21 protein-coding genes are annotated in these 21,686 nt (G+C 56.9%); 11 read left to right on the forward strand and 10 right to left on the reverse strand.

The window, feature by feature from the left end:
• The coding region (locus L0H14_RS03665) for a CoA pyrophosphatase (RefSeq protein ID WP_301421401.1) at positions 1 to 804 on the reverse strand (804 nt) is incomplete at its 3' end.
• Positions 804 to 1,592, reverse strand: a complete 789-nt coding sequence (nth, locus tag L0H14_RS03670; protein ID WP_301421402.1) for an endonuclease III — start codon at positions 1,590 to 1,592, stop codon at positions 804 to 806. The genes L0H14_RS03665 and nth, both read right to left, overlap by 1 nt.
• 210 nt (positions 1,593 to 1,802) lie before the next feature.
• Between nth and L0H14_RS03675 the strand changes: the two genes are divergently transcribed.
• Complete coding sequence (locus tag L0H14_RS03675; RefSeq protein WP_301417965.1) at positions 1,803 to 3,782, forward strand: AMP-binding protein; 1,980 nt, start codon at positions 1,803 to 1,805, stop codon at positions 3,780 to 3,782.
• A gap of 84 nt (positions 3,783 to 3,866) precedes the next feature.
• On the opposite strand, the gene L0H14_RS03680 is transcribed toward L0H14_RS03675, so the two are convergent.
• The 3 genes from L0H14_RS03680 to L0H14_RS03690 all read right to left on the reverse strand — a co-directional run bounded on the left by L0H14_RS03680 (position 3,867) and on the right by L0H14_RS03690 (position 6,961).
• Positions 3,867 to 4,013 (reverse strand): methionine/alanine import family NSS transporter small subunit, encoded by a 147-nt coding sequence (locus tag L0H14_RS03680; RefSeq protein WP_301417966.1) that lies wholly within the window; start codon positions 4,011 to 4,013, stop codon positions 3,867 to 3,869.
• Entirely contained in the window at positions 4,010 to 5,638 is a 1,629-nt protein-coding gene (locus tag L0H14_RS03685) for a sodium-dependent transporter (RefSeq protein ID WP_301417968.1), read from the reverse strand. The genes L0H14_RS03680 and L0H14_RS03685 overlap by 4 nt, the downstream gene beginning before the upstream one ends.
• Before the next feature lie 129 nt (positions 5,639 to 5,767).
• Positions 5,768 to 6,961 (reverse strand): MarP family serine protease, encoded by a 1,194-nt coding sequence (locus L0H14_RS03690; protein ID WP_301421403.1) that lies wholly within the window; start codon positions 6,959 to 6,961, stop codon positions 5,768 to 5,770.
• A 304-nt stretch (positions 6,962 to 7,265) separates the two neighbouring features.
• Here L0H14_RS03690 and L0H14_RS03695 point away from each other — a divergent pair, with 304 nt between their 5' ends.
• On the forward strand, positions 7,266 to 7,943 hold the full coding sequence (locus L0H14_RS03695; RefSeq protein WP_022869434.1) for a Crp/Fnr family transcriptional regulator: 678 nt from the start codon (positions 7,266 to 7,268) through the stop codon (positions 7,941 to 7,943).
• An 80-nt stretch (positions 7,944 to 8,023) separates the two neighbouring features.
• Here L0H14_RS03695 and L0H14_RS03700 read toward each other — a convergent pair whose 3' ends face one another.
• Positions 8,024 to 8,488 carry a RidA family protein gene (locus tag L0H14_RS03700; protein ID WP_301417974.1) on the reverse strand — a complete coding sequence of 155 codons (465 nt, stop codon included), beginning with the start codon at positions 8,486 to 8,488 and terminating at the stop codon, positions 8,024 to 8,026.
• 12 nt (positions 8,489 to 8,500) lie between these two features.
• Positions 8,501 to 8,665, reverse strand: coding sequence for a hypothetical protein (locus L0H14_RS03705; RefSeq protein WP_169558753.1), 165 nt, complete (start codon positions 8,663 to 8,665; stop codon positions 8,501 to 8,503).
• A gap of 99 nt (positions 8,666 to 8,764) precedes the next feature.
• On the opposite strand from L0H14_RS03705, the gene L0H14_RS03710 reads away from it, so the two are divergent.
• Together L0H14_RS03710 and L0H14_RS03715 are read left to right on the forward strand one after the other, a co-directional pair.
• Positions 8,765 to 11,017 carry a transglycosylase domain-containing protein gene (locus tag L0H14_RS03710; RefSeq protein ID WP_301421404.1) on the forward strand — a complete coding sequence of 751 codons (2,253 nt, stop codon included), beginning with the start codon at positions 8,765 to 8,767 and terminating at the stop codon, positions 11,015 to 11,017.
• A complete protein-coding gene (locus L0H14_RS03715) occupies positions 11,017 to 11,958 on the forward strand; it encodes a metallophosphoesterase (RefSeq protein ID WP_301421405.1) in 942 nt (313 codons plus the stop codon). Before L0H14_RS03710 ends, L0H14_RS03715 begins: the two co-directional genes overlap by 1 nt.
• On the opposite strand, the gene L0H14_RS03720 is transcribed toward L0H14_RS03715, so the two are convergent.
• Positions 11,955 to 12,854, reverse strand: a complete 900-nt coding sequence (locus L0H14_RS03720; RefSeq protein WP_301417981.1) for a phosphoribosylaminoimidazolesuccinocarboxamide synthase — start codon at positions 12,852 to 12,854, stop codon at positions 11,955 to 11,957. The genes L0H14_RS03715 and L0H14_RS03720 overlap by 4 nt on opposite strands.
• A gap of 2 nt (positions 12,855 to 12,856) precedes the next feature.
• A complete protein-coding gene (gene purD / locus L0H14_RS03725; RefSeq protein ID WP_301417983.1) occupies positions 12,857 to 14,140 on the reverse strand; it encodes a phosphoribosylamine--glycine ligase in 1,284 nt (427 codons plus the stop codon).
• A 95-nt stretch (positions 14,141 to 14,235) separates the two neighbouring features.
• On the opposite strand from purD, the gene L0H14_RS03730 reads away from it, so the two are divergent.
• From L0H14_RS03730 to L0H14_RS03760, 7 genes are all read left to right on the forward strand, one after another.
• Positions 14,236 to 14,478, forward strand: coding sequence for a hypothetical protein (locus L0H14_RS03730; protein ID WP_301417985.1), 243 nt, complete (start codon positions 14,236 to 14,238; stop codon positions 14,476 to 14,478).
• Between the two features lie 9 nt (positions 14,479 to 14,487).
• Positions 14,488 to 15,510: an asparaginase gene (locus L0H14_RS03735; RefSeq protein WP_301417986.1), complete on the forward strand. Its 1,023-nt coding sequence runs from the start codon at positions 14,488 to 14,490 to the stop codon at positions 15,508 to 15,510.
• Between the two features lie 13 nt (positions 15,511 to 15,523).
• Positions 15,524 to 15,889, forward strand: coding sequence for a sterol carrier family protein (locus tag L0H14_RS03740; protein ID WP_301417988.1), 366 nt, complete (start codon positions 15,524 to 15,526; stop codon positions 15,887 to 15,889).
• 49 nt (positions 15,890 to 15,938) lie between these two features.
• Positions 15,939 to 16,400: a flagellar biosynthetic protein FliQ gene (locus L0H14_RS03745; protein WP_301417990.1), complete on the forward strand. Its 462-nt coding sequence runs from the start codon at positions 15,939 to 15,941 to the stop codon at positions 16,398 to 16,400.
• A gap of 3 nt (positions 16,401 to 16,403) precedes the next feature.
• Entirely contained in the window at positions 16,404 to 17,825 is a 1,422-nt protein-coding gene (purF, locus tag L0H14_RS03750) for an amidophosphoribosyltransferase (protein WP_336621708.1), read from the forward strand.
• A 1-nt stretch (position 17,826) separates the two neighbouring features.
• Positions 17,827 to 18,966 (forward strand): phosphoribosylformylglycinamidine cyclo-ligase, encoded by a 1,140-nt coding sequence (gene purM / locus L0H14_RS03755; protein ID WP_301417999.1) that lies wholly within the window; start codon positions 17,827 to 17,829, stop codon positions 18,964 to 18,966.
• Positions 18,967 to 19,104: 138 nt separating this feature from the next.
• Complete coding sequence (locus L0H14_RS03760) at positions 19,105 to 19,893, forward strand: enoyl-CoA hydratase (protein WP_301417992.1); 789 nt, start codon at positions 19,105 to 19,107, stop codon at positions 19,891 to 19,893.
• On the opposite strand, the gene L0H14_RS03765 is transcribed toward L0H14_RS03760, so the two are convergent.
• Entirely contained in the window at positions 19,890 to 21,503 is a 1,614-nt protein-coding gene (locus L0H14_RS03765) for an AMP-binding protein (protein WP_301417994.1), read from the reverse strand. The two genes, L0H14_RS03760 and L0H14_RS03765, sit on opposite strands and share 4 nt — an antisense overlap.
• Positions 21,504 to 21,686 lie beyond the last annotated feature (183 nt).

A 21,686-nucleotide genomic window follows, 5' to 3' on the forward strand; every position in this document is an offset into this window, starting at 1 on the left:
CCCATGAAGGTCAATTCCCGGATGGTCCGGGTCGTAGAAGGCTGTTGGCACGGGTTTGGTGGCATCCCAATTGGAGATGTCGATGACGTAGCGCGGATCCCAAGGCTCAGCCCAGCCGAGCAGTTCCAACACCCGGTCGAGGATCATCGCGGTGAAACCCCAGACCAGTGTGCCGCCAACGGTGAAAGCGGGGGTACCGTAGCGGTGCTTTGATGAGCGATCGCTGGCCACAGCGGTCACTCTAAGTTTCGGGTTCACCAGGTCACCTACCGGTACCCGGAAGACCCGCGTAGCCTCTTCGGTGGTGATCATTTCGTTGTCATCGGGATGTTGCCACCATCCAAGCACCGGCGTCACTTGGAAATTTGTGACCGGTAACGGCAGCACCGGTAACGTACCGATAGGAATAATGCCCTTTGGGTCAACGCCAGTTTCCTCTTGTGTTTCGCGAATCGCACACGCCGTCGCATCGACGTCGTTGAGTTCGAGTCCGCCACCGGGAAATGAGACTTGACCAGGATGATTGCGCAACACCATCGACCGCTGGGTGAGCAACACGTCGAGTTCTTTGGGCACAATCGTTCGGTCGAACGTAGCTGGTCGGTCGTCCATGGAACCGAAAAGGAGTAGCACCGAGGCGTCTCGCGGATTGACCAGCGAAGCCAGATCATAGGGCCATGTCGCGGAGTGATCCGGCAGGGCAGCTGAGGGAGAGACAGTCACCCGGTTCACAATATTCTGGTTGACTTCACCGTGGGTGTGTACCAATGCTAGCAAGTCAGCCAGCGCACCATCGAGTTGCATTAGGCCTCCCACTCATAGCCGGCCGCGCGCAGGTCGGCGCGGGAGGCACCAGCCACTAGTGCTTCGTGAATATGCTCACGCCCGGGCGCGAGTTCATAAGAGAGCAATTCTTTGGCGGCTACGGGATTGATCTCACCGATCCCGGCCGAAGGGCACCATTTTGCTACCGGGCAGGCTCCGCAGGCCGGGCGTTTGGCATGACAGATGCGTCGTCCTAAGAAAATCACCCGGTGCGATAATTCGGTGTAATCCTTGCGTTCAAACAGCTCAGCAATGTCACGCTCGACAATGTTCGCGTTGGTCGAATCGGTCCAGCCGAAGCGATTTGCCAACCGGATGACGTGGGTGTCGGTCGTAATCCCGGGGACACCGAATACATTACCCAACACTACGAAGGCTGTTTTGCGCCCCACACCCGGCAGCTTCACCAGGTCTTCCAGCGTGTTGGGTACGTCGCCCTCGTGGCCTTCAACGAGCGCTTGGGAGAGCCCCAGCAAGGCACGCGCCTTGTTTTTATAGAACCCGGTGGAACGAACGAGGTCCTGCAGGTCTGTTTCTTGCGCTTGAGCCATGGCATGGGCATCCGGGTACCGTTCAAATAGTGTCGGCGTCACGGAGTTCACTCGAATATCAGTGGTCTGGGCACTCAACACGGTTGCCACCAAGAGCTCGAAGGGGTTGGAGAAATCGAGTTCGGCGTGCGCATACGGAAAGGTTTCCCCCAGCACCCGATAGATTTTGCGGGCCCTGCGCTTCTTGGCCAACGGCGTTTCGTCTGTCACGATCATCCCTTTCTTCACCGGTGCTGGTTTTCACCCACCTATCTGCTTCATCTTAGGCCGACGACGGCGACCAACACCGAACCGTTGCCACGTGCGGCTCCAGGACCGCTCATCGCACATTTGATAGCCGTTCAGCGCACCCTCGGTTTGAATGAGCTTAGAAAACGCCCTACCATGACCCTAGATGTGATACCGATCACGAACCAAAGGAGCCTCATGGTCACCACGCATGAACAGGAAACCACCCAGCGAGCCCGCGACTTGTATGCACAAGCCGAACAGAGCTCACAGGATTACTGGGCGGATCGCGCGCGCAACGAAGTCTATTGGGACACCCCCTTTACCGAAGTACTCGATTGGTCCAATCCCCCGTTTGCCCGATGGTTTGCTGATGGCACCACAAACGCTTGCTACAACGCGGTGGACCGCCACGTCGAAGCCGGCAATGGCGACCGCGTAGCCCTCTACTTTGAAGGCGAACCCGGCGACACAGATGCCGTCACCTACGCCGACCTTCAAGCTCGAGTATCCCAGACAGCCAACGCGCTGGAATCACTAGGCGTGACCAAGGGCGACCGGGTGGCAATCTACCTGCCAATGCTGGTCGAATCCGTCGTATCGATTCTGGCCTGTGCCCGAATCGGCGCTGTGCACTCAGTCGTCTTCGGCGGGTTCTCTGCCGAAGCTCTGCGCTCGCGGATCGACGATGCCGAAGCCAAGGTGGTCATCACCGCCGATGGTTCATTCCGCCGTGGCAAACCGAATATGCTCAAGCCCATTGTTGACAACGCTCTCGCCGCAGAAGGGCACACCGTAGAGCACGTGCTGGTGGTGAACCGCAACAAGGAGGAGATCAACTGGGTTGAGGGACGCGATAAATGGTTCCACGAAGTCGTTGCCGACCAACCGACATCTCATCAGATCGCCTGGCATGAAGCAGAACACCCGCTGTTTATCCTCTACACCTCGGGAACAACCGGCCAGCCGAAAGGTATCCTGCACACCACCGGTGGCTATCTCACACAAGTCACCGCGACAGCACGTGACACCTTCGATTTACAACCAGAAACCGACGTGTTCTGGTGTACAGCCGACGTCGGCTGGGTCACCGGTCATTCCTATATTGTGTACGGTCCACTGTCCAACGGTGCCACGCAGGTGCTCTACGAAGGTACCCCTGATACTCCACATCGTGATCGCTGGTGGAAAATCGTCGAAAAATACGGCGTCACGATCCTGTACACGGCACCCACGGCTATTCGTAGTGCCATGAAATGGGGTCGCGATATCCCTGATCGTCACGACCTATCTTCAATCCGCCTCTTGGGCTCGGTGGGTGAAGCAATCAACCCGGAAGCCTGGGATTGGTACCGTGAAGTTATCGGCGATAACAACGGCGCCGGAACGGTCGACGCTGACGGCAACGTCACTCCCGGCCCTCGCCAAGCGGACTCCGTGCCCATCGCTGACACCTGGTGGCAGACGGAAACCGGGGCACATATTCTCACCCCGTTGCCCGCTTTAACTCCCGCGGAACTCAAACCTGGCTCAGCCCAGCGCGCGGTACCTGGCGTTTCTGTTGATGTGGTCGACGACACCGGCGAGACCATGCAGGATACCAGCCAAGGCTTTTTGGTTATCCGTGAACCATGGCCGGCTATGGCACGCACCATATGGGGCGATGACGACCGTTTCGTAAACACTTACTGGTCGCGCTTTGACAACACGTATTTTGCTGGTGACGGCGCTCGCTTCGATGAAGACGGCGACATCTGGCTGCTTGGCCGAGTTGACGACGTCATGAACATTTCCGGTCACCGCCTGTCAACGACTGAGATCGAATCTGCGCTGGTTTCCAATGAGCTGGTTGCCGAAGCAGCAGTGGTCGGGGCCGCGGATGCTACGACCGGTCAGGCTATCTACGGCTTTGTCATTTTAACTGATGAGGCCGAAGGTACTGACCCGAAGGAAGCAGAAGAACAGCTGCGCAATCATGTTGGCACTCACATTGGACCGATTGCCAAGCCAAAACGGATTCTGGTGACCACTGATCTGCCGAAAACTCGCTCAGGTAAGATCATGCGTCGCCTGCTCAAGGATGCCGCAGAAGGTCAGACCGAGGCTGATCCAACCGCACTGGCCACACTGGCTGACCCCGCGGTGATGGAAGAAATCCTCTCGGGCATGAAAGGCTAGGCTCTCCACCTGAGTTTCTAGCCCTCAAACGCCTCGGCCGCAACCAATATTGGTTGCGGCCGAGGCATTTATTTCTGTGTTGAATTATGTTCGGCGGCTTCGGAGTTCCTCATCACCGAACTCACCGGATACATCATCCGGGTTGCGTTGCAGGTGGATCACGGCTGCAATGACACCACCAAAGACGGTGACACATGCAATGATCATCATTGTGATTGAGATCGCGGTCATGACTTGACCTCCTGTCCGGATTCATCGGCAGCAGCATGTTTGCCCTGCATTGAATCACTGGCATCTAAGGGGTATTCGTTTTCGGAGTGCTCGGCGTACAGTGCCGAGTCCTTCGCCCAGGGCAGGAGTGACAAGATGAATCCGATCACGATCAGACTCACGGCCATGCCCCAACCGAAGGTGTTGATGTACCAATTCGGCAGCTCGCCGTATGGTTCGTCGGCCGTCATCTGGCCAATGAATTCCAGGACCAACGTGTAGGCCAGCACGATCGGCAAGACCAGACCGATCAAGATTTTATAGATCGTGCCCAGTCTGAACGAAGACACCTTGTTGAGGTGCGTAACGATGCGATCGAGGCGTCTGAGTAACCATGAGACGGCAACGACGGCCACCAGAGCAGCGGCAACGATGCCGAATTGGTTGACAAAGTAGTCGGAGACATCGAGCAGGTGTATTCCCGAAGTTGTCCCGAAACCAACCAGCGACAGCAAGGCGAGACCGACGCCGAAGGTGGAGACTACCGTCACCCGTGACCAACCGGTCTTGTCTTTGATAGCAGACAGCGTGACTTCCAGAATCGAAATCATCGATGTGAATCCGGCGAACAGTAGCGAGCCGAAGAACAATATTCCAATGACTGGCCCTAGACCAAGCGGTGCTTGCGAGATGATCTCTGGGAAGGCCACGAATGCCAAGCCGATACCGGAGGTCACCACTTCGCCGACTTCTACTCCAGCTGATTGTGCCATAAATCCGAGTGCTGAGAAGACACCGATACCCGCCAAAATTTCAAAACCGGAGTTCGAGAAACCGACAACCATACCCGAACCGGTCAAGTTCGTGCGTTTTTTCAGGTAGGAGGAGTACGTGATCATAATGCCGAAGCCAACAGACAACGAGAAGAAAATCTGGCCGTAGGCTGCAATCCACACGCCCGGATCCAGCAGAGCTGCCCAATTTGGTGTAAACAAGGCATCCAAACCGCTAAATGCTCCATCGAGCGTCAAAGCAATACCGACCAAGACTAGGAACATGACCACCAAAATTGGTATGCCAATAGCCGAGGCGATACCGATACCACGTCGAACTCCTAGGCCCAACACAATAAGTACTGCTACCCAGATAGCCAGCATCGGCCAGAAGACTCCCGGCACGATGGTGAAATCCAAGGATGGAGTATCTGACATTTGCAGATACTCCTCAAAGAAGAATGCATTCGCGTCATCGCCCCAGGCTTCTGTGGAGGAGAAGAAAATGTAACTGGCGGCCCACCCAAGAATGGCCGCGTAGTACAGCCCGATGACCACACAGATCAGAGCTTTCCACCAGCCAATGGTCTCGGTCCATTTAGCTAGCCGTCGGAAAGCTAACGGCGGCGACCCCTTAAATCGGTGTCCGATTGCGTAATCAAAGAAGAGCAACGGGATACCGGCCGAGAGCAACGCAACGAGGTACGGAATGATGAAAGCCCCGCCACCATTTTCATAGGCGATATACGGGAAGCGCCAAATATTCCCCAGCCCGATCGCGGAACCCATGGCGGCCAGGATGAAAATCCAGCGGCCACCAAACGCCTCGCGCTCATGGGACTTAACTGGCGCTGGAGCAGTTTGAGAGGACATGTTTACCCCTTGTTGGACATGTGATGTGAGTTGAAGTCAGAAGTGACTTACAACACTCAGGTTACGCCGTGTTGCCCTCGAGAACAATGCCCGCGACACGTCCGGTGCGTCTGGCGAGTCCGGTATCGACTACTGCAAGCAGTCCCCTGTCGAAACTGGATCAGATAAATACGGTGCATCATCGACGTACCCGGAGATTTCCTCGGCAGTGAGCGCGTAGCCAACCTCGGTGTCTGAAGCACGCGCGAAGATGACGCCCGCAACAGAGCCTTCTTCATCGACGAGCGCTCCACCAGAATTACCCTGTCGGACATCAGCCGATACTTGATACACCTCGCGTAGCTGCGGATTCTCATCGTAGATATTGGCTACCGTCGCTGGGCCTCGCGCCTGCACTTCCGCGCCCGTGATCTGGTGGGGACCACCCGACGGGTAGCCCAGCACAAAGGCTGACTCGCCCGGATCAATAACATCGCCAAATTCTGCGGCAGGAAGATCAGCCTGAGGTAGTGCTATCACTGCGACGTCGACTTCTGGATCAAAGGCCACAACTTCACCAGTGAATAACTGTCCGTCATGGCTTTCAACCTGCGGCGACTCCACACCGGCGACCACGTGTGCATTCGTCAGCACGCGGTCATGTGTCAGAGCAAAACCAGATCCCGTTTGGCTCTGCCCACACCCGTAGGCGCTTCCGGTAATCCGCACGGACGACACACTGGATTCCTCGACTGCCGCCGTTGGCTCCTGCCGAGTCTGCTCGACTTCTTCGGTTTCTTCGCCTGCTAAATCCAGTTCTGGCAGTTCTGAGGAGTCCAACACTTGGGCTCGAGCCTCAGCAATCCAGACCCGTGCAGCTTCTGGCGTGAGGTCCGTGGTAACTGCAACGATGCGCGATTCTTTCAGCGCACTGGTAATGCCCGGCACGCCAACCGAAGCAACAGAGAAAGCAATGAGCGAAATAAGCAGCCCTGCCACGGCGGTATTGCTGATCGCGCCTAAAAGTCTGTCGATGGCTCGCATGACAGGATGGCTGATGTGGAGCCGCAGCCTGCCACCAATCTTGCGACCTAGCCACATCCCAAACCAGATCAATACGGCAGTGACGGCCACCATCGTAATGATTCGAATGACGCCGGCAGGCACAAGTTCAACAATCAACGGCATGAGAAATAACCCGCCGAACACTCCGGCGATGGCACCGGCGACTGTTCCCATAGTGACCCAAAAGCCACGGCGAAAGCCGATGACGATGACAACGACGAGCACAAGGACAAGTGCCCAGTCAAGCAAGGAGAACCCTATAATGAGCCACCGTCCCATCGACCGTTCTTGGGGTGGTTACCGTGGACTAAGCGTAACCGGTTTTCATATTGTCTCAGAATGGCCTTGCCGATAGCGTAGTATTTTGGCCGAATTTTGGACTATCGTGGAGGGATAATTCGTCATCCGTTGTGACGATTTCCACATGGCCTTCTACATTCGATAGAATCGGCTAGAAGCCCACGCCGAAACACACTAGGATTTATGTGCCCGAATCGGCATGTAACGGCATTCCACAATGAGCTACTCAGTTTCGGCAAGAGAATGAAGTCGGCCCACAAGGCCAGTAAGGAAACTACAAACCATGGATTTAGACGTATTGCGCAACGCGCCGCTCTTCACCCACCTCGATGAGGAAGTATTCAGCGCTCTTACCGCGGAGCTGACCGAAGTTGAGCTTTCCCGCGGCGCATCAGTGTTCCACGAAGGTGACGATGGAGATCAGCTATACGTCATTTTGTCCGGAAAGATTAAACTGGGGCGCACCGCACCTGACGGTCGCGAAAACCTTCTCGCTATCCTCGGCCCTGGAGAGGTATTCGGCGAAATGGCGCTGTTCAATCCTGCGCCTCGCTCCGCCTCAGCTACCGCTGTATCTGCGACCAGCCTGGCCGGTCTGCGTCACGAAAACCTGCGGAAAGTCATTTACTCTTCCCCAGAAGTCTCGATGCAACTTCTGGGCGCTTTGGCCCGTCGCTTGTCACGCACGAATGAGTCCTTGGCTGACCTGGTCTTCTCGGATGTACCAGGACGCGTTGCTAAAGCGCTACTCGATCTTGCAGATCGCTTTGGCCGTCCAACTGCTGATGGTCTCCTGGTTGCTCACGATCTCACCCAGGAAGAACTCGCCCAGCTGGTCGGCGCGTCACGCGAAACCGTGAATAAGGCACTTGCCGAGTTCGTTCAGCGTGACTGGTTGCGCTTGGAAAACCGCGCCGTCATCGTATTGGATCTGCAGCGTTTGCGTCAGCGTGCACGCTAACCAGTAACCAGAATTAAAGCGTATGAGTCGAAGGAATTCCTTCGACTCATACGCTTTAAGGTACCTCGTGGATTAGGTGGTTAGTCAGTGACCTTGACGATCATTTCAACTTCCACTGGAGCATTCATCGGCAGCATCGCTACACCGACAGCAGAGCGTGCGTGAGTTCCGGTGTCCTGGAAAATTTCAGCCAAGAACTCCGACGCACCATTAACTACGACGTGCTGTTCAGCAAAATCTGAAGCGGAAGAGACAAAACCAACTACTTTCGTAATCTGCGAGATCTTATCCAAATCTCCGACTTCTGCTTTGATCGCAGCTAGCGCGTTCAGGACACAAGTACGTGCCAATCTGGCAGCATCTTCGGTGCTAACCGTCTCGCCAACTTTCCCCGTTCCGGTAAGCTTGCCGTCGACCAGCGGGAGCTGACCCGAGGTGTACACATTGTCACCATCGCGCATGGTCGGAACGTAAGCGGCAAGCGGCTTTCCAACCGCGGGCAGGGTATAACCTGCTGCTTCGATGCGCTGTTCAATAACGGACATATTGCTCCTTCCTTAGGCTTTTGGACGTTTCAGATACGCTACGGGAGCGTTGCCATCTGGCCCCGGGATAACGGTGACTAATTCCCAGCCGTCGTCACCCCACTGATCAAGAATTTGTTTCGTTGCATGGATCACCAATGGAAGAGTGGCGTATTCCCACTTCTGTGTATTGCTCATACCTTAACCGTATCTTGCGCCGAGAGCTTTGGGACAGATTTGATCTTGTCGATCCGGTAGACTCCTCGCATGGCCAAAACGACGTCCTCAGGTACTTCTGTGCTTAAAAGCAACTCCGTGCTGTCGAAACTGCTCGCCTTTTTTGGTATCTCAGCTTTGCTGGGCGCCATTGGTGCGGGCATGATGCTTCCAGCCGGAATGCTGTCCGGAGCAGCTTCACAAGTCGGCACCGAGATGCTGGATAAGCTGCCAGCAGAACTTAATGAAGAGCCCATGTCCACGCCGTCTTCCATCTTGGATCAGGACGGCAACGAAATCGCGACCTTTTATGCTGAAGATCGGACTCCGGTGGAGCTCGATCAAATTTCAGATCACATGATTGACGCGATTATCGCCATCGAAGATGAACGTTTTTACGATCACTCCGGTGTTGATGGCGAGGGACTTGCTCGCGCGACGGTGCACAACGTCACCTCGGATACTCAGCAGGGCGCTTCCACTTTGACTCAGCAGTACGTAAACAACGTTTTGGTCAACTACCAAAATCTCAACGGGCTCCGCACGACCGTTTCTGGTAGCAAAGAAATTCCGGACAAGATTCGCGAAATGAAGCTGGCTGTGGCGGTCGAAAAGGATATGACCAAAGACGAGATTCTTGAGGGCTACCTCAATATCGTCCTGTTTTCCGGCCGCACCTACGGAGTCGAATCTGCCGCCCGGCTGTTCTTCAACAAGTCTGCCGCGGATCTCAGTATTTCTGAATCAGCTCTTTTGGCGGGTCTGGTCCAGTCTCCCAATGCCCTGAATCCTGATGCCAACCCAGAAGGTGCGATGCAGCGTCGTGACCTGGTGTTGGGCAATATGTACCGGCAAGATCGTATTACTAAAGAGGAATATGAAGAGGCCGTGGCTTCCGACGTTGCAGACCAGTTGGATATGACCCCCCTTCCATCCGGTTGCATGTATGCCAAAGACGGTTTCGAGTATTTCTGCGACTACGTTCAACGCCTGGTCCGGGCTGATCCAGCGTTTGGGCCGGACGTAGATTCCCGTCAACGGATGCTTGATCGTGGTGGCCTCCAAATCACGACGACCTTGGACTCGGAACTGCAGCAGGCTGCTGTGGAAACCGCTCGAGAGAATGTTCCAGCCGGTGAAAACGAAGGTGTTGGTGCCTCGATCGTTACGGTCCAGCAAGAAACCGGCGACATCAAGACCATGGCGCAAAATACCGAATATACGGTGAGCACTGAGACCGAGGGAGAAACCTCTCTGAACTTCGGGGTCGATCAATCCTGGGGCGGAGGCGGTGGCTTCCAAGCTGGCTCGACACTGAAGCCTTTCGTTGCCATGGCATGGATGGGGGCCGGAAACTCCATGCGAGACACCGTTGATGCCTCCCGTAATAACTATGATGGCGCGCGGTTCCCTGCATACTGTCTTGACGGCGGCTACGCCAAAATCGGTAGCGACGGCTGGCGTCCTCGAAACGCAATTGCCGACATGCACAAAACGATGCGCATGGATTATGGCCTGTACTGGTCTATTAACACCGCTACCGTTGCTGCAGCGTACGAGACCGACCTGTGCTCGATCACAGATATCACAACCGCAGCCGGTATTGAAGGAGGCGGGACCGACTCTGGACCGCTTGATCCTTCAAACCCGTCGTTCGTCTTGGGCGCCTATGAAGTGTCCCCACTAACTATGGCAGCAGCGTACTCGACGCTGGGCTCTGGCGGCACCTACTGTGAACCACGCGCTATTGAATCAATCGTTGATGCTGAAGGCGAGGAATACAGCGTTCCACCGGTCCAGTGCTCCCCCGGTTCTCTCAACCCGGAGAATATTAAAGAACTCAACAACACGTTGACACAACTGGCGGATGAACGCATAGCCGAGGGCGAGCTCGATTTCCCAATTGCAGGTAAGACCGGTACCAACAACTACGAGTCTTCGACCTGGTTCATTGGCTACACCTCAGATCTGTCGACAGCTTCATGGGTTGGAAACTATAACGGCATCGGACCCGAACACACACTGCGCGGACAAACCATTGGCGGTCGGTACTTCGAAGACGCCTGGGGCTCGCTCATCGCCGGTCCGATGTGGGTTGACTACATGAAGGTCGCCGGACCGAAATATGAAACAGCAGAATTCCCGGAATTCGATGGTCCAACCGGCAACCCTCGCACCATGGAGTCCAGCGGTGGCGGCTCGTCAAATAACGACGATTCCGACTCTGACTCAGATTCCGATTCCGATTCCGGAGACGACGAGAATACAGACAACGATACTTCCGAAGAACCATCAGACGATAGCAATGACGAGTCTTCAGGAGACGAAGACTAGTGTCTGAAACCTCAGGATGGCCGCGCCGGATTGCTTCCGGCGCGGCCACACTTTTTACTGCAACAACTCTTGCCGGGGCAGCAGCGACAGCATTCGGCATGATCTCAGCGCGCCAATTCGGTGTTCGATATGAGACACTGCCACTGCTACCCGCAGGTCAGGAACCATATCGGATCCTGCACGTTGGCGACATGCATCTGGTTGCAGGAGACCGAAAGAAAATTGCCTTCGTACGACGTCTCGCGGAGCTGCAACCAGACCTGGTGGTGAACACCGGAGACAACCCGGGTGGAGTCAACGCCGTCGACGACGTCGTCGAGGCCTTGTCTCCCCTCTTGGATACCCCCGGGGTGTTTGTTCCCGGGTCCAATGATTTTTACGGTCCGAAACCAGCCAACCCGCTGCGATATTTGCGCGCCCCCTCAGATTTTCACGGGGCTCCCGAAGCGCTGCAGCCCATCAATGTCGGCGCAATGTTTGAGACTTTTACCAAAGCTGGGAAATGGCATCGCATTGGCAATAAATCCATGACCTTGACGGCGCGCGATGATCTCATCATCAATTTCGCCGGCACCCACGACGCACACATGCAGGCTGACGCATGGCCAGGATTTGACCACGCTGACCCAGCCGCACAGTTGAATATTGCTGTCACGCACGCGCCATATCGACGGGTACTCGATGCAGCAGTTGCCGATGGCGCCGACCTCGTTTTCGCCGGGCACACACACGGCGGCCAGGTGGCCCTCCCCCGCTATGGTGCGATCGTAACGAACTGTGATCTGCCGACCGGTTTGGCGTCTTCGGTATTCCGGTGGCGGTCGCATGGCGCAGCCGGGCTCGTCAATGTAACGGCCGGCATCGGAACCTCACCAAAGGTTCCACTCCGCACCTTTTGTCCACCGGAGGCCGTAGTGATCGACCTGGTGGCTCGCGGTTAGTTGAAGGCTCGGCCAGTCAGCCGCCGATATGCTTCCAGGTAGCGCTGCGCCGTCTTCTCAACGACGTCGTCAGGAAGTTCTGGTGGTGGCGCATCCGATGCCTGGTCCCAACCGGATGCCTCCGAGGCGAGCCAGTCGCGCACAAACTGCTTGTCGAATGATTCCTGAGCCTGACCGGGACGGTAGAGTTCGGCATCCCAGAATCGGGAAGAATCCGGCGTCAGGACTTCATCGCCCAGAGTCATCACGCCGTGTTCGTCGACGCCGTACTCCACTTTGGTGTCTGCCAAGATGATGCCTGCTTCACGTGCTATCCGTTCGGCGGCGCTGTACAGCTGCAAGGTCTTGACCCGAATAACATTGGCTGCCTCTTGACCGATACGTTCGGTCATTTCAGCAAAGCTAATGTTTTCGTCATGGTCGCCCACTGCTGCTTTGGCCGAGGGCGTGAAGATCGCGGGTTCAAGTTTCGAACCGTCCACGAGACCAGCCGGAAGGTCAATACCGGTGATCTGACCATTTGTACGATACTCGGCGAGCCCCGAACCGGTGAGATATCCCCGGGCTATCGCTTCAATAGGGAACATCTCTAAACGCTTGACGACCATGGCGCGCCCGGAGACCGCAGCGGGTACTTCGGTAGAAACCACATGGTTGGCCACACCGAGTTCATCTGCCAGACGCTCAAACCACCACAGCGACAGCTGCGTCAGTATTTTGCCCTTATCGGGAATGCCAGGCGCCAGGATGTGGTCGAAGGCCGAGATCCTATCGGTGGCTACCACCAAGAGGGTGTCGGATGCGCCGGGCGCTGAGTCCTCGGGTTCATACAGGTTCCGGACTTTTCCGGAGTAGATGTGTCGCCAGCCCGGAAGTTGTACTGCGGTTTCGGTCATACCTAGGCTCCTGGAATAGTGATGTCGCCGCTGATGGCTTTGGCCGCGATATCAGTGCGGTAATGACCGTTTGGCACGGAGATGTGTTCAACGGCCGCATAGGCTGAGTCTCGAGCTGTTGCCAGATCGTCACCGGTAGCAACCACGGTCAGGAGTCGTCCTCCGGAGGCAGTGAACTCACCGCTGGAGCCAGCAGTCGTCCCGGCGTGCAGGATCGAGACTCCCTCGAGCTTTGCGGCTTCGGCTACCCCGGTGATCTGGGCGCCGGCTTGTGGCGCTTCCGGGTACCCTTCTGCGGCCATCACCACACCCACGGCACTGTGGTCGTGGAATGTAATGGTTGGGAAGGTGGCCCGCAGTTTGCCGTCGGCGGCCGCCTTGAGCAATTGGCCCAGCGGAGTCTTGAGTCGCGCCAACACCGGCTGGGTTTCTGGATCCCCAAAACGGGCGTTGAATTCGATGACCTGAATGCCCTTGTTCGTGACAGTTAGCCCGCAGTACAAGACACCGGTGAACGGGGTGCCGCGGTCGGCCATTTCTTTCAACACCGGCCGAGCGACCTGCTCCATGACGTCGTCGGTAAAGTTTTCGGGAAGCCATTCGAGCGGCGTATAGGCGCCCATACCCCCGGTGTTGGCACCCTCGTCATCGTTGAATACACGTTTGAAGTCCTGGGCGGGCGTCATTGCCACGCCGTCGGCTCCGTCCGCGATCACAAAAACTGAAACTTCCGGGCCTTCAAGGAACTCTTCGACAAGGACCGGATCGCCACCGGAAAAAATGTCGCGGCCGTGGGCAATTGCTGCGTCGCGGTCGGAGGTAACGATGACGCCTTTGCCAGCGGCTAGGCCGTCGTCCTTGACCACGTAGGGTGCATCGAACTCGTCCAGAGCCGCTTCAAGTTGTTCCAGATTGACCGCAGTTTTAGCGTCTCCGGTTGGAACTCCAGCAGCGTGCATCACTTCTTTGGCAAACGCCTTGGACGATTCCAGTTTCGCGGCCTGGTGGGTTGGTCCAAACACCGCGAAACCGGCGGCTTGGAGGGCATTCGTAACGCCAGCGGCCAGCAGAGCCTCGGGCCCTACGACCACCAGGTCTGGTTGGAGTTCCTGGCAGAGTTCTACGACAAGTTGCGGCGAGGACACGTCAATGGGATAGACGGGAACTTCTTTGGCGATACCGGCATTGCCGGGCGCACAGCGCACCTCGGATACCACTGGATCGGCGCGGAGGGCTTGCACAATTGCGTGTTCACGGCCACCTGGGCCCAAGACTAATGTTTTCACGCCTCTTAGCGTAGTCGTTCTAGCATGGCTATTGGCCGGTATGTCTGAAATTTATGCAAAACCGCCCGGCCGGGACACCAACTAGACTTCGGGGTATGGCATTTCAACGACACCACTTACCCTACGGCCGGGGGCCCGGCCTGCCCCCGTGGCTTCGCGTTGTCTACTTATGGCTCTTAATTACTCTTGGCAGCTCCTTCGTTTCATGGGTTGGATTCCGCGCCTTCGCCGGGGCGACCCGCGGAGACATGGCGCCGGCTCTGCTCTCCTTGGGCATCGGTATGCTGGCCGCAACGATTATCACCTGGGCCATTTACCGTCGAAAATCCAAACGCTAGGAGACTTCCATGTCCGGTCCGATTCGCGCCACTGACGTCGAACAGTTGGCCACAGCCAGTCGAAACGGGTTTATTGAAAACCGATTTTTTGGGTCGGCCGTCGTAGTGGATCCCGAGGGGATTATTATCGCCGGAGTCGGTGATCCATCGGCGGGAGTCTATGGGCGTTCGGTGTTGAAACCCTTTCAAGCGATTGCTTCGTTACGCTGCGGGGCCGATCTTGCCGGTGAAGGCCTGGCTTTAGCAGCCGGTTCGCATATTGGCTCACCGTGGCACCAGGATATTGCTGCCGACGTGCTGGCACAGGCCGGATTGAGCGCTGCGGACTTGAAATGTTCGGCCGTCTATCCCTCGTCGGCGTCACAGGTTGCTGCGGCTGCTTTGCAGATGGCCCCGATCCCGCTAGAACGCACCCCGCTGGCGCATAACTGTTCGGGCAAGCACGCTGGTTTCCTCGCAGCCATGGTCGCCGCCGGAGCCGATCCGGCCACATACTTGGACGACGACGCACCGATACAGACCGAAGTGGTGCGCGTCTTAGAACAATACTGCGAAACCTCTATCACCCACACCGGGATTGATGGCTGCGGCGCACCCACCCCGGTGACGACGCTTGCCGCGCTGGCCAGAGGCTTTGGCAGGCTGGGACGTGCGGTGCACGATCGTAACGCAGAACTTCCGGCAGCAATGGTGGCTCGGGCAATGCTGGATTATCCCGAGGCTGTGCAGGGACAACATCGCAGCGACACCGTCATCCTGGAGTCCTTAGAGCTCTTTACCAAAACGGGGGCCGATGGTATCGTGGCGATGGCCGCTCCGGATGGGACGGCGGTAGCGGTATCGATGATTGATTCGACCCACCGAGCTACACATCTTGTGGCGTTGGTGCTGTTGGCCCAGTATGCGCCTGACGCCGTTGCGCTGGATGCCATGAGCGACGTCGTCGAGCACATTGCGCCACCCATTTACGGTGGCAACCAGCGGGTGGGCGGCATCAAGTTGAGCCCCGCAGTATTGAAACTATTGAAATGAGCCGGAGGCGTTTGTGGCACGACGGAAAATTGATGTTAGCAAGGGTGTAGCGGCGGTTCGACAATGGGCTGCCGATCCCGCTGCAGCGAGTCGTAGTGTCCGTGCGACGGCGGTCCGGTATTCCCTAGAAGAGCTTGCAACACTGGCACCGGGGCGTTCCGTGGAAGTGCGCGTACCACCGTTTGGTGTAACTCAGGTCATCGAGGGAACCGTTCATACTCGCGGCACGCCCGGCGCAGTGGTCGAAACTGATTCTGCCACGTGGCTATCGTTGATCACGGGACAAGTGACGTGGCAAGACGCGGTGAAAGCCGGCAGCATCGTTGCTTCCGGGCAGCGAACAGATTTGTCGTGGCTCTTACCATTGGTCAAACTGTAACCAGACTTGTGAGTAACCCCTTACGACAAGCGCTAGAATGAAGGGCACTATGGCTGACAGCACACCTCCACCCGCCGAATTTCAAGAACCCCAAGCGGACACCCCGCAGCAGATGGTCTTGCGTCGCGCCCCGAAGATCACGCCGTTTTTAGTATCAGGCGCCGTCCTGGGTGTCGTCGTCGCATTTTTCTGGGTGGCGATCATGGGTGGCACCCAAGAGTACTCGCAAACCCAAACGCTGTCCTTCTTCGCGGCCATCTTCGCCATCGTGGGACTAGCCATCAGCGCACTGTGGTGGATGGTTATTGACCGGCGCTCCAAACGCGCCATGGAAACCGTGTATGCACGCCCCACCGAGGATCCAGAAACCGCCGACGTGGCGCTAACCCAAGATGACTATGCGCAATGGTCGCATTTCCAACAGAACGAGCGCCTCGAGCAAGCCCGCCGTGAGCAGTTTGCCCAGGCAAAAGCCGATGCCAAAGCCAAAAAACATAGCAAACGGAAATAGTTGATGAGCGATATTCTTACGGACGATTCACCCAAAGACGCCTGCGGAGTTTTCGGGGTGTGGGCCCCGGGTGAAGAGGTTTCCAAACTCGCCTACTACGGCCTATTCTCACTTCAGCATCGCGGCCAAGAGTCAGCCGGCATCGCGGCCTCAACCGGGGAACGCATCTCCGTGTACAAAGACCTCGGGCTAGTATCCCAGGTTTTCGACGAGGCCACACTGTCCTCCTTAACCGGTCATATTGCGATTGGCCACTGCCGATATGGTTCCGAAGGCGCTGACAACTGGCGGTTCGCGCAACCGACACTTGGGGCTACCGCCGATGACCGCACAGTCGCCGTCGGCCTGAACGGTGCGCTGACCAACCGAAGCGAGGTCAAGGCCATGATTGCCGACCGGTTCGGAGACGTCGACTCAGGTGAAATCGCGCAGGGCAATAATTCCGATACCGCGTTGATCACCACGTTGTTGCACGGTCAACATGAGCGCCCTCTCGAAACAACGGCTCCCGAAGTTTTTGCTTCACTGGAGGGCGCGTTTTCGGTCGTCATGATGTCCGAAAATACGCTGTATGCAGCACGCGATCGACACGGTTTCCGACCGCTTGTGCTCGGACGACTGGCTAGTGGCTGGGTGGTTGCCTCCGAACAGGCCGCTCTGGCCACTACGGGCGCGACCTTTATCCGCGAAATTGCTCCCGGCGAGATGATCTGCATTGATGCCGACGGTGTCCGCTCCACCCGTTTCGCACAGCCTGAATTAGCGCGCTGCATTTTCGAGTACGTGTACGTGGCCCGTCCAGACGCTGCCATTAACGGACGCAGCGTATACGAATCACGTTTAGAAATGGGCCGCCAGCTGGCCCAAGAAAATGTGGCAGAGGCCGACGTTGTGGTGCCGGTGCCAGAGTCCGGGACACCGGCTGCCATCGGCTACGCCGAAGAATCCGGCATTCCACTGGGGCACGGCTTCGTCAAAAACTCGTATGTTGGCCGGACCTTCATTAAGCCGTCCCAAACTCTGCGCCAGTTAGGTATCCGGCTAAAACTCAATGTGCAGCCTTCGGTGGTCGCCGGAAAATCAGTGATCGTCGTCGACGATTCCATCGTACGCGGCAATACGCAGCGCCAGGTGGTAGCCATGTTGAAGGAAGCCGGTGCCCGAGAAGTCCACGTGAAGATTTCCTCCCCGCCGGTGCAGTGGCCGTGTTTTTATGGGATCGACTTCGCCACACGGGCAGAACTCATAGCAACCGGTGCCGGGATTGAAGAAATTCGGGCATCCGTTGGGGCCGACTCACTGGCCTATATTTCTCTGGAAGGCACCATTGCCGCAACACAACAGGATGAAGACACCCTGTGTACCGCCTGTTTCTCGGGCAACTACCCCACCGAAGTCCCCCAGCTGACCACAGACAGGAAATAACGTGACTGACAAAAACTTGGGCGAGCCGATCACCTACGCAGCCGCCGGTGTCGATGTACAGGCCGGCGACGACGCCGTTGAGCTCATGAAATCTGCGGTAACCGCAACCCATAGCAACCGAGTTCTGGGTGGTTTCGGTGGGTTTGCGGGCATGTGGGACGCCACCCCATTGACCAGCTACCGTCGTCCTGTACTCACTACTTCTACCGATGGTGTGGGTACCAAAGTTGCCATTGCCCAGGCCATGGATATCCATGACACGATCGGTCAAGACCTGGTGGGTATGGTCGTCGACGACATCGTTGTGGTCGGCGCGAAGCCGCTGTTCATGACCGACTACATCGCCACCGGCAAGGTCGTGGCGCAACGCGTTGCCGATATCGTCCGCGGCATTGCGACCGGATGCCAACTCGCTGATACCGCACTACTCGGTGGCGAAACAGCTGAGCACCCAGGCCTGTTGGCTGAAAACGAGTACGACGTTGCCGGGGCGGTCACCGGGGTTGTTGAAGCGGATAACATTCTCGGACCCGAACGTGTTCGTGCTTCAGACGTGGTCATCGCCATGGAGTCTTCTGGCGCCCACTCCAATGGTTTTTCACTGCTGCGCTCAATTGTGGCCGCTAAGGGCTGGAGCTGGGACCAGCATATCGACGAGTTCGGCCGAAGCCTCGGTGAGGAACTACTGGAGCCAACCCGGATCTATGCCAAAACGTGTTTGGGTTTGATTGATGAGCTCAATGCCGACGGAAAATTTGCGCTGCGCGGTTTCTCACACGTCACCGGTGGTGGTTTAGCCGCAAACCTGGCCCGCGTTTTACCGCAGGGCACGATGGCAACGATCGACCGTTCCACCTGGAAACTGCCCGCAGTATTCTCGGTGATGTCCGAAGCCGGACAGGTGCCGCGAGCTGATTTAGAACGCACGCTGAACCTGGGCGTAGGCATGGTCGCCGTCGTCTCCGCCGATGCCGCTGAAAAAGCGCTGACCTGGTTGAATGCTCATGGCGTGAAGTCCTGGCAAATTGGCGAAGTCGGGGCACTGGACAACGACGCTGCCACCGCGGGAGACGATTTCGTGCAGGGCGCCAAAGGTGTTGACGGCGGCGGTGTGCTGATGCACGGCGCCTACGCGCAGTAATTTTTTTCACCCAATAGACCCCAAACGGCGCCGCACTGATTGTGCGGCGCCGTTTGTTTGTCTGGGTGAAGCGGTAGTCTGAACTCCATGACAAACATTCAGCCCGGATACTCCGGCTAGCTTTGAAGGAGTCTGCCCATGTCCGAACTCGTACACGCCACAGTGCACGACACCATAGCAACGGTCACTCTCGATAATCCCGCCAAAATGGGCGCACTATCGGTGGCCGCGATGCGACAACTCAACGCAAAGTTCAAGGAGATTGGGCAACGCCAAGACATTCACGTGGTCATCTTGGCCTCGGAGGGCAAGGTATTTTCAGCCGGTCACGATTTGAGCGAAGTTCACGGTGCTGACGAGGACGCCCAGCGTGAAATTTTCGAAACCTGCACCGCTCTGATGTTAACCATTCAGGAAATTCCGCAACCCGTGATCGCTAAAGTGCACGGCCTCGCAACAGCAGCCGGATGCCAACTGGTGGCGACCTGTGACCTCGCGGTTGCTGGAGCATCGGCTCAGTTCGCCACCCCCGGCGTACGAATCGGCCTATTTTGTTCCACACCGATGGTTGCACTCAGCCGAGCCGTAGGCCGCAAAGTGGCCCTGCGGATGCTGCTGACCGGCGAACCACTCGTTGCCGACGACGCGCTGACCCACGGACTAGTTTCCCATGTGGCCAGCGACGAGGACCTCGACACCACGGTGCATGCTCTGGCTGAACACGTAGCCGAGGCTTCGGCCGCCACCGTAAGCATTGGCAAGCGAGCGTTTTACGAACAGATCAATGTATCGACCGTCGAAGCCTACGAGCACATGTCAGAAGTGATGACGCAAAACGCTATCATGCCGGATGCGCAAGAAGGCATCGGCGCCTTTCTCGAAAAACGTGAACCAATCTGGCAGCACCACAAGCCGCCAAAACTCTAATCTGCTAGATCGCGCAGTTCCGTTTTACGAATCTTACCGGTGGACGACCGCGGCAGTTCATCGATGAGGTGGAAAGCATCTGGCACTTTGAAACCGGCCAATTCGGTACGGCAATGTTCTCGCAAATCGTTGGACGTCACGGAGTCATTCACGACGACATACGCCACCGGACGCTCACCCCAGCGTTCGTCAGCAACACCGATCACGGCCGCATCAGACACCGCAGGGTGACCATGTAGCACCCCTTCGACCTCGATCGAAGAAATGTTCTCCCCACCGGAGATGATGATGTCTTTGAGTCGGTCCATCAACTGAATGTATCCGTCTGAGTGCTGTACCCCGATGTCACCGGTGTGGAACCAGCCTCCGGCAAACGATTCCTGGGTGGCTTCGGGGTTCTTGTAGTACCCCGCCATGATGCCGTTACCTCGAATGACGACTTCGCCTTGAGTTTCGCCGTCGGCCGGCAGTTGATTCCCCTGGGGGTCGACAACTGCCACCTGGGAGTTCTGGAGCATCGGCACACCCTGACGGGCCAGCTGACGAGCACGTTGTGTGACAGTCAGCTCAGCCCAGTGATCTTGCGCTTCATTAATGGTGGCCGGGCCGTAGGTTTCGGTTAACCCATAGACGTGCACGGGCATGATTCCGAGTTCCTCGAGTCCTTCGATCACCGACGGCGGCGGTGCCGAGGCAGCAGTGATCAACCTGACCGGATGTTCAAGTTTGCGAGCGCGCTCAGCGTCAATAATGGATGCTGCCACAATAGGCGCACCGCATAAGTGCGTAATGCCCTCATCGTCAAAAGCATCCCAGATGGCATCCTGACGGACGGCACGCAAACATACGTGTGTTGACGCGCTGGCCGTGGCACCCCAGGTCATAGTCCAGCCATTGCAGTGGAACATGGGAAGGGTCCACAGGTATTTCGAGGCCCCATCGAGACGATAATGTTGAGTGTTCCCCAGCGCAGCGAGGTAGGCACCGCGGTGAGTGTAAAGAACGCCCTTGGGCGGCCCCGTAGTTCCCGACGTGTAGTTGAGGGTAATAGCGTCAAGTTCGTTTGCGACGTCGTAAACAAACGTATTGTCTGGTGTTTGTTCCGGAGCTGCGGCCATAAAGTCGGCAAAGGTTGGAAGCTGACCCGTTGGTTCGACCCCGAATTCCTCGTCCACCAATTCGATAACGGCAGGCGGATTTTTCATGCTCGCGGCCGCATCAGAAACGACGTCAGCGACTTCTGAATCCACAAAAACGATCTGAGATTCGGCGTGTTCGAAAATATAGCCAAATTCGCGCCCTGCCAGTCTTGGATTCAACGGATTCAGCACAGCACCGATCAGTGGCACCGCATAGTGGGCCGCCAGCATTTCTGGGGTATTGGGTGCAACGAAACTCACCACTTGGCCCGGTTTGATGCTCTTCGCAAGGGCTCGGGCTAGCTGTTGTACTTCAGCTTCGAACTGGGCGTATGTGCGGCGACGTGTGCCGTAAATAACCGCTTCACGATCCGGAAAGGTCGCGGCGCTACGACCGAGAAAAGCCAGCGGGGTAAGGTTTTCATAACTGGCAGGTGAAGCTGTCGTGGTGGTTGCGCTCGTTGAGGTCACAGGTCGCCTTCCTTTGCGGGATAAATTTCGCAGTTGGTGGTACTCAGTTTACCTAGATAAGCCGAATTCTGAACCATATGGGTGCCAAGAGAGTGGACTTTTCCACACCGACGGACCAGGTCGCCGTTTTTCCACATAAAGACCGGCGCCATGTCGCGGTGCCCTGACAATGTAAGACACTGT

This window comes from Yaniella sp. (assembly GCF_030453185.1).
Taxonomy (GTDB): Bacteria; Actinomycetota; Actinomycetes; order Actinomycetales; family Micrococcaceae; genus Yaniella.

Coding starts and splice junctions, on each gene's coding strand:
- L0H14_RS03735 (WP_301417986.1), top strand. CDS start 14,488: ATGTCCGGTCCGATTCGCGCCACTGACGTCGAACAGTTGGCCACAGCC.
- L0H14_RS03760 (WP_301417992.1), top strand. CDS start 19,105: ATGTCCGAACTCGTACACGCCACAGTGCACGACACCATAGCAACGGTC.
- L0H14_RS03685 (WP_301417968.1), bottom strand. CDS start 5,638: ATGTCCTCTCAAACTGCTCCAGCGCCAGTTAAGTCCCATGAGCGCGAG.
- L0H14_RS03705 (WP_169558753.1), bottom strand. CDS start 8,665: ATGAGCAATACACAGAAGTGGGAATACGCCACTCTTCCATTGGTGATC.
- L0H14_RS03720 (WP_301417981.1), bottom strand. CDS start 12,854: ATGACCGAAACCGCAGTACAACTTCCGGGCTGGCGACACATCTACTCC.
- L0H14_RS03680 (WP_301417966.1), bottom strand. CDS start 4,013: ATGACCGCGATCTCAATCACAATGATGATCATTGCATGTGTCACCGTC.
- L0H14_RS03700 (WP_301417974.1), bottom strand. CDS start 8,488: ATGTCCGTTATTGAACAGCGCATCGAAGCAGCAGGTTATACCCTGCCC.
- L0H14_RS03730 (WP_301417985.1), top strand. CDS start 14,236: ATGGCATTTCAACGACACCACTTACCCTACGGCCGGGGGCCCGGCCTG.
- L0H14_RS03695 (WP_022869434.1), top strand. CDS start 7,266: ATGGATTTAGACGTATTGCGCAACGCGCCGCTCTTCACCCACCTCGAT.
- nth (WP_301421402.1), bottom strand. CDS start 1,592: ATGATCGTGACAGACGAAACGCCGTTGGCCAAGAAGCGCAGGGCCCGC.
- L0H14_RS03745 (WP_301417990.1), top strand. CDS start 15,939: ATGGCTGACAGCACACCTCCACCCGCCGAATTTCAAGAACCCCAAGCG.
- L0H14_RS03675 (WP_301417965.1), top strand. CDS start 1,803: ATGGTCACCACGCATGAACAGGAAACCACCCAGCGAGCCCGCGACTTG.
- purF (WP_336621708.1), top strand. CDS start 16,404: ATGAGCGATATTCTTACGGACGATTCACCCAAAGACGCCTGCGGAGTT.
- L0H14_RS03690 (WP_301421403.1), bottom strand. CDS start 6,961: ATGGGACGGTGGCTCATTATAGGGTTCTCCTTGCTTGACTGGGCACTT.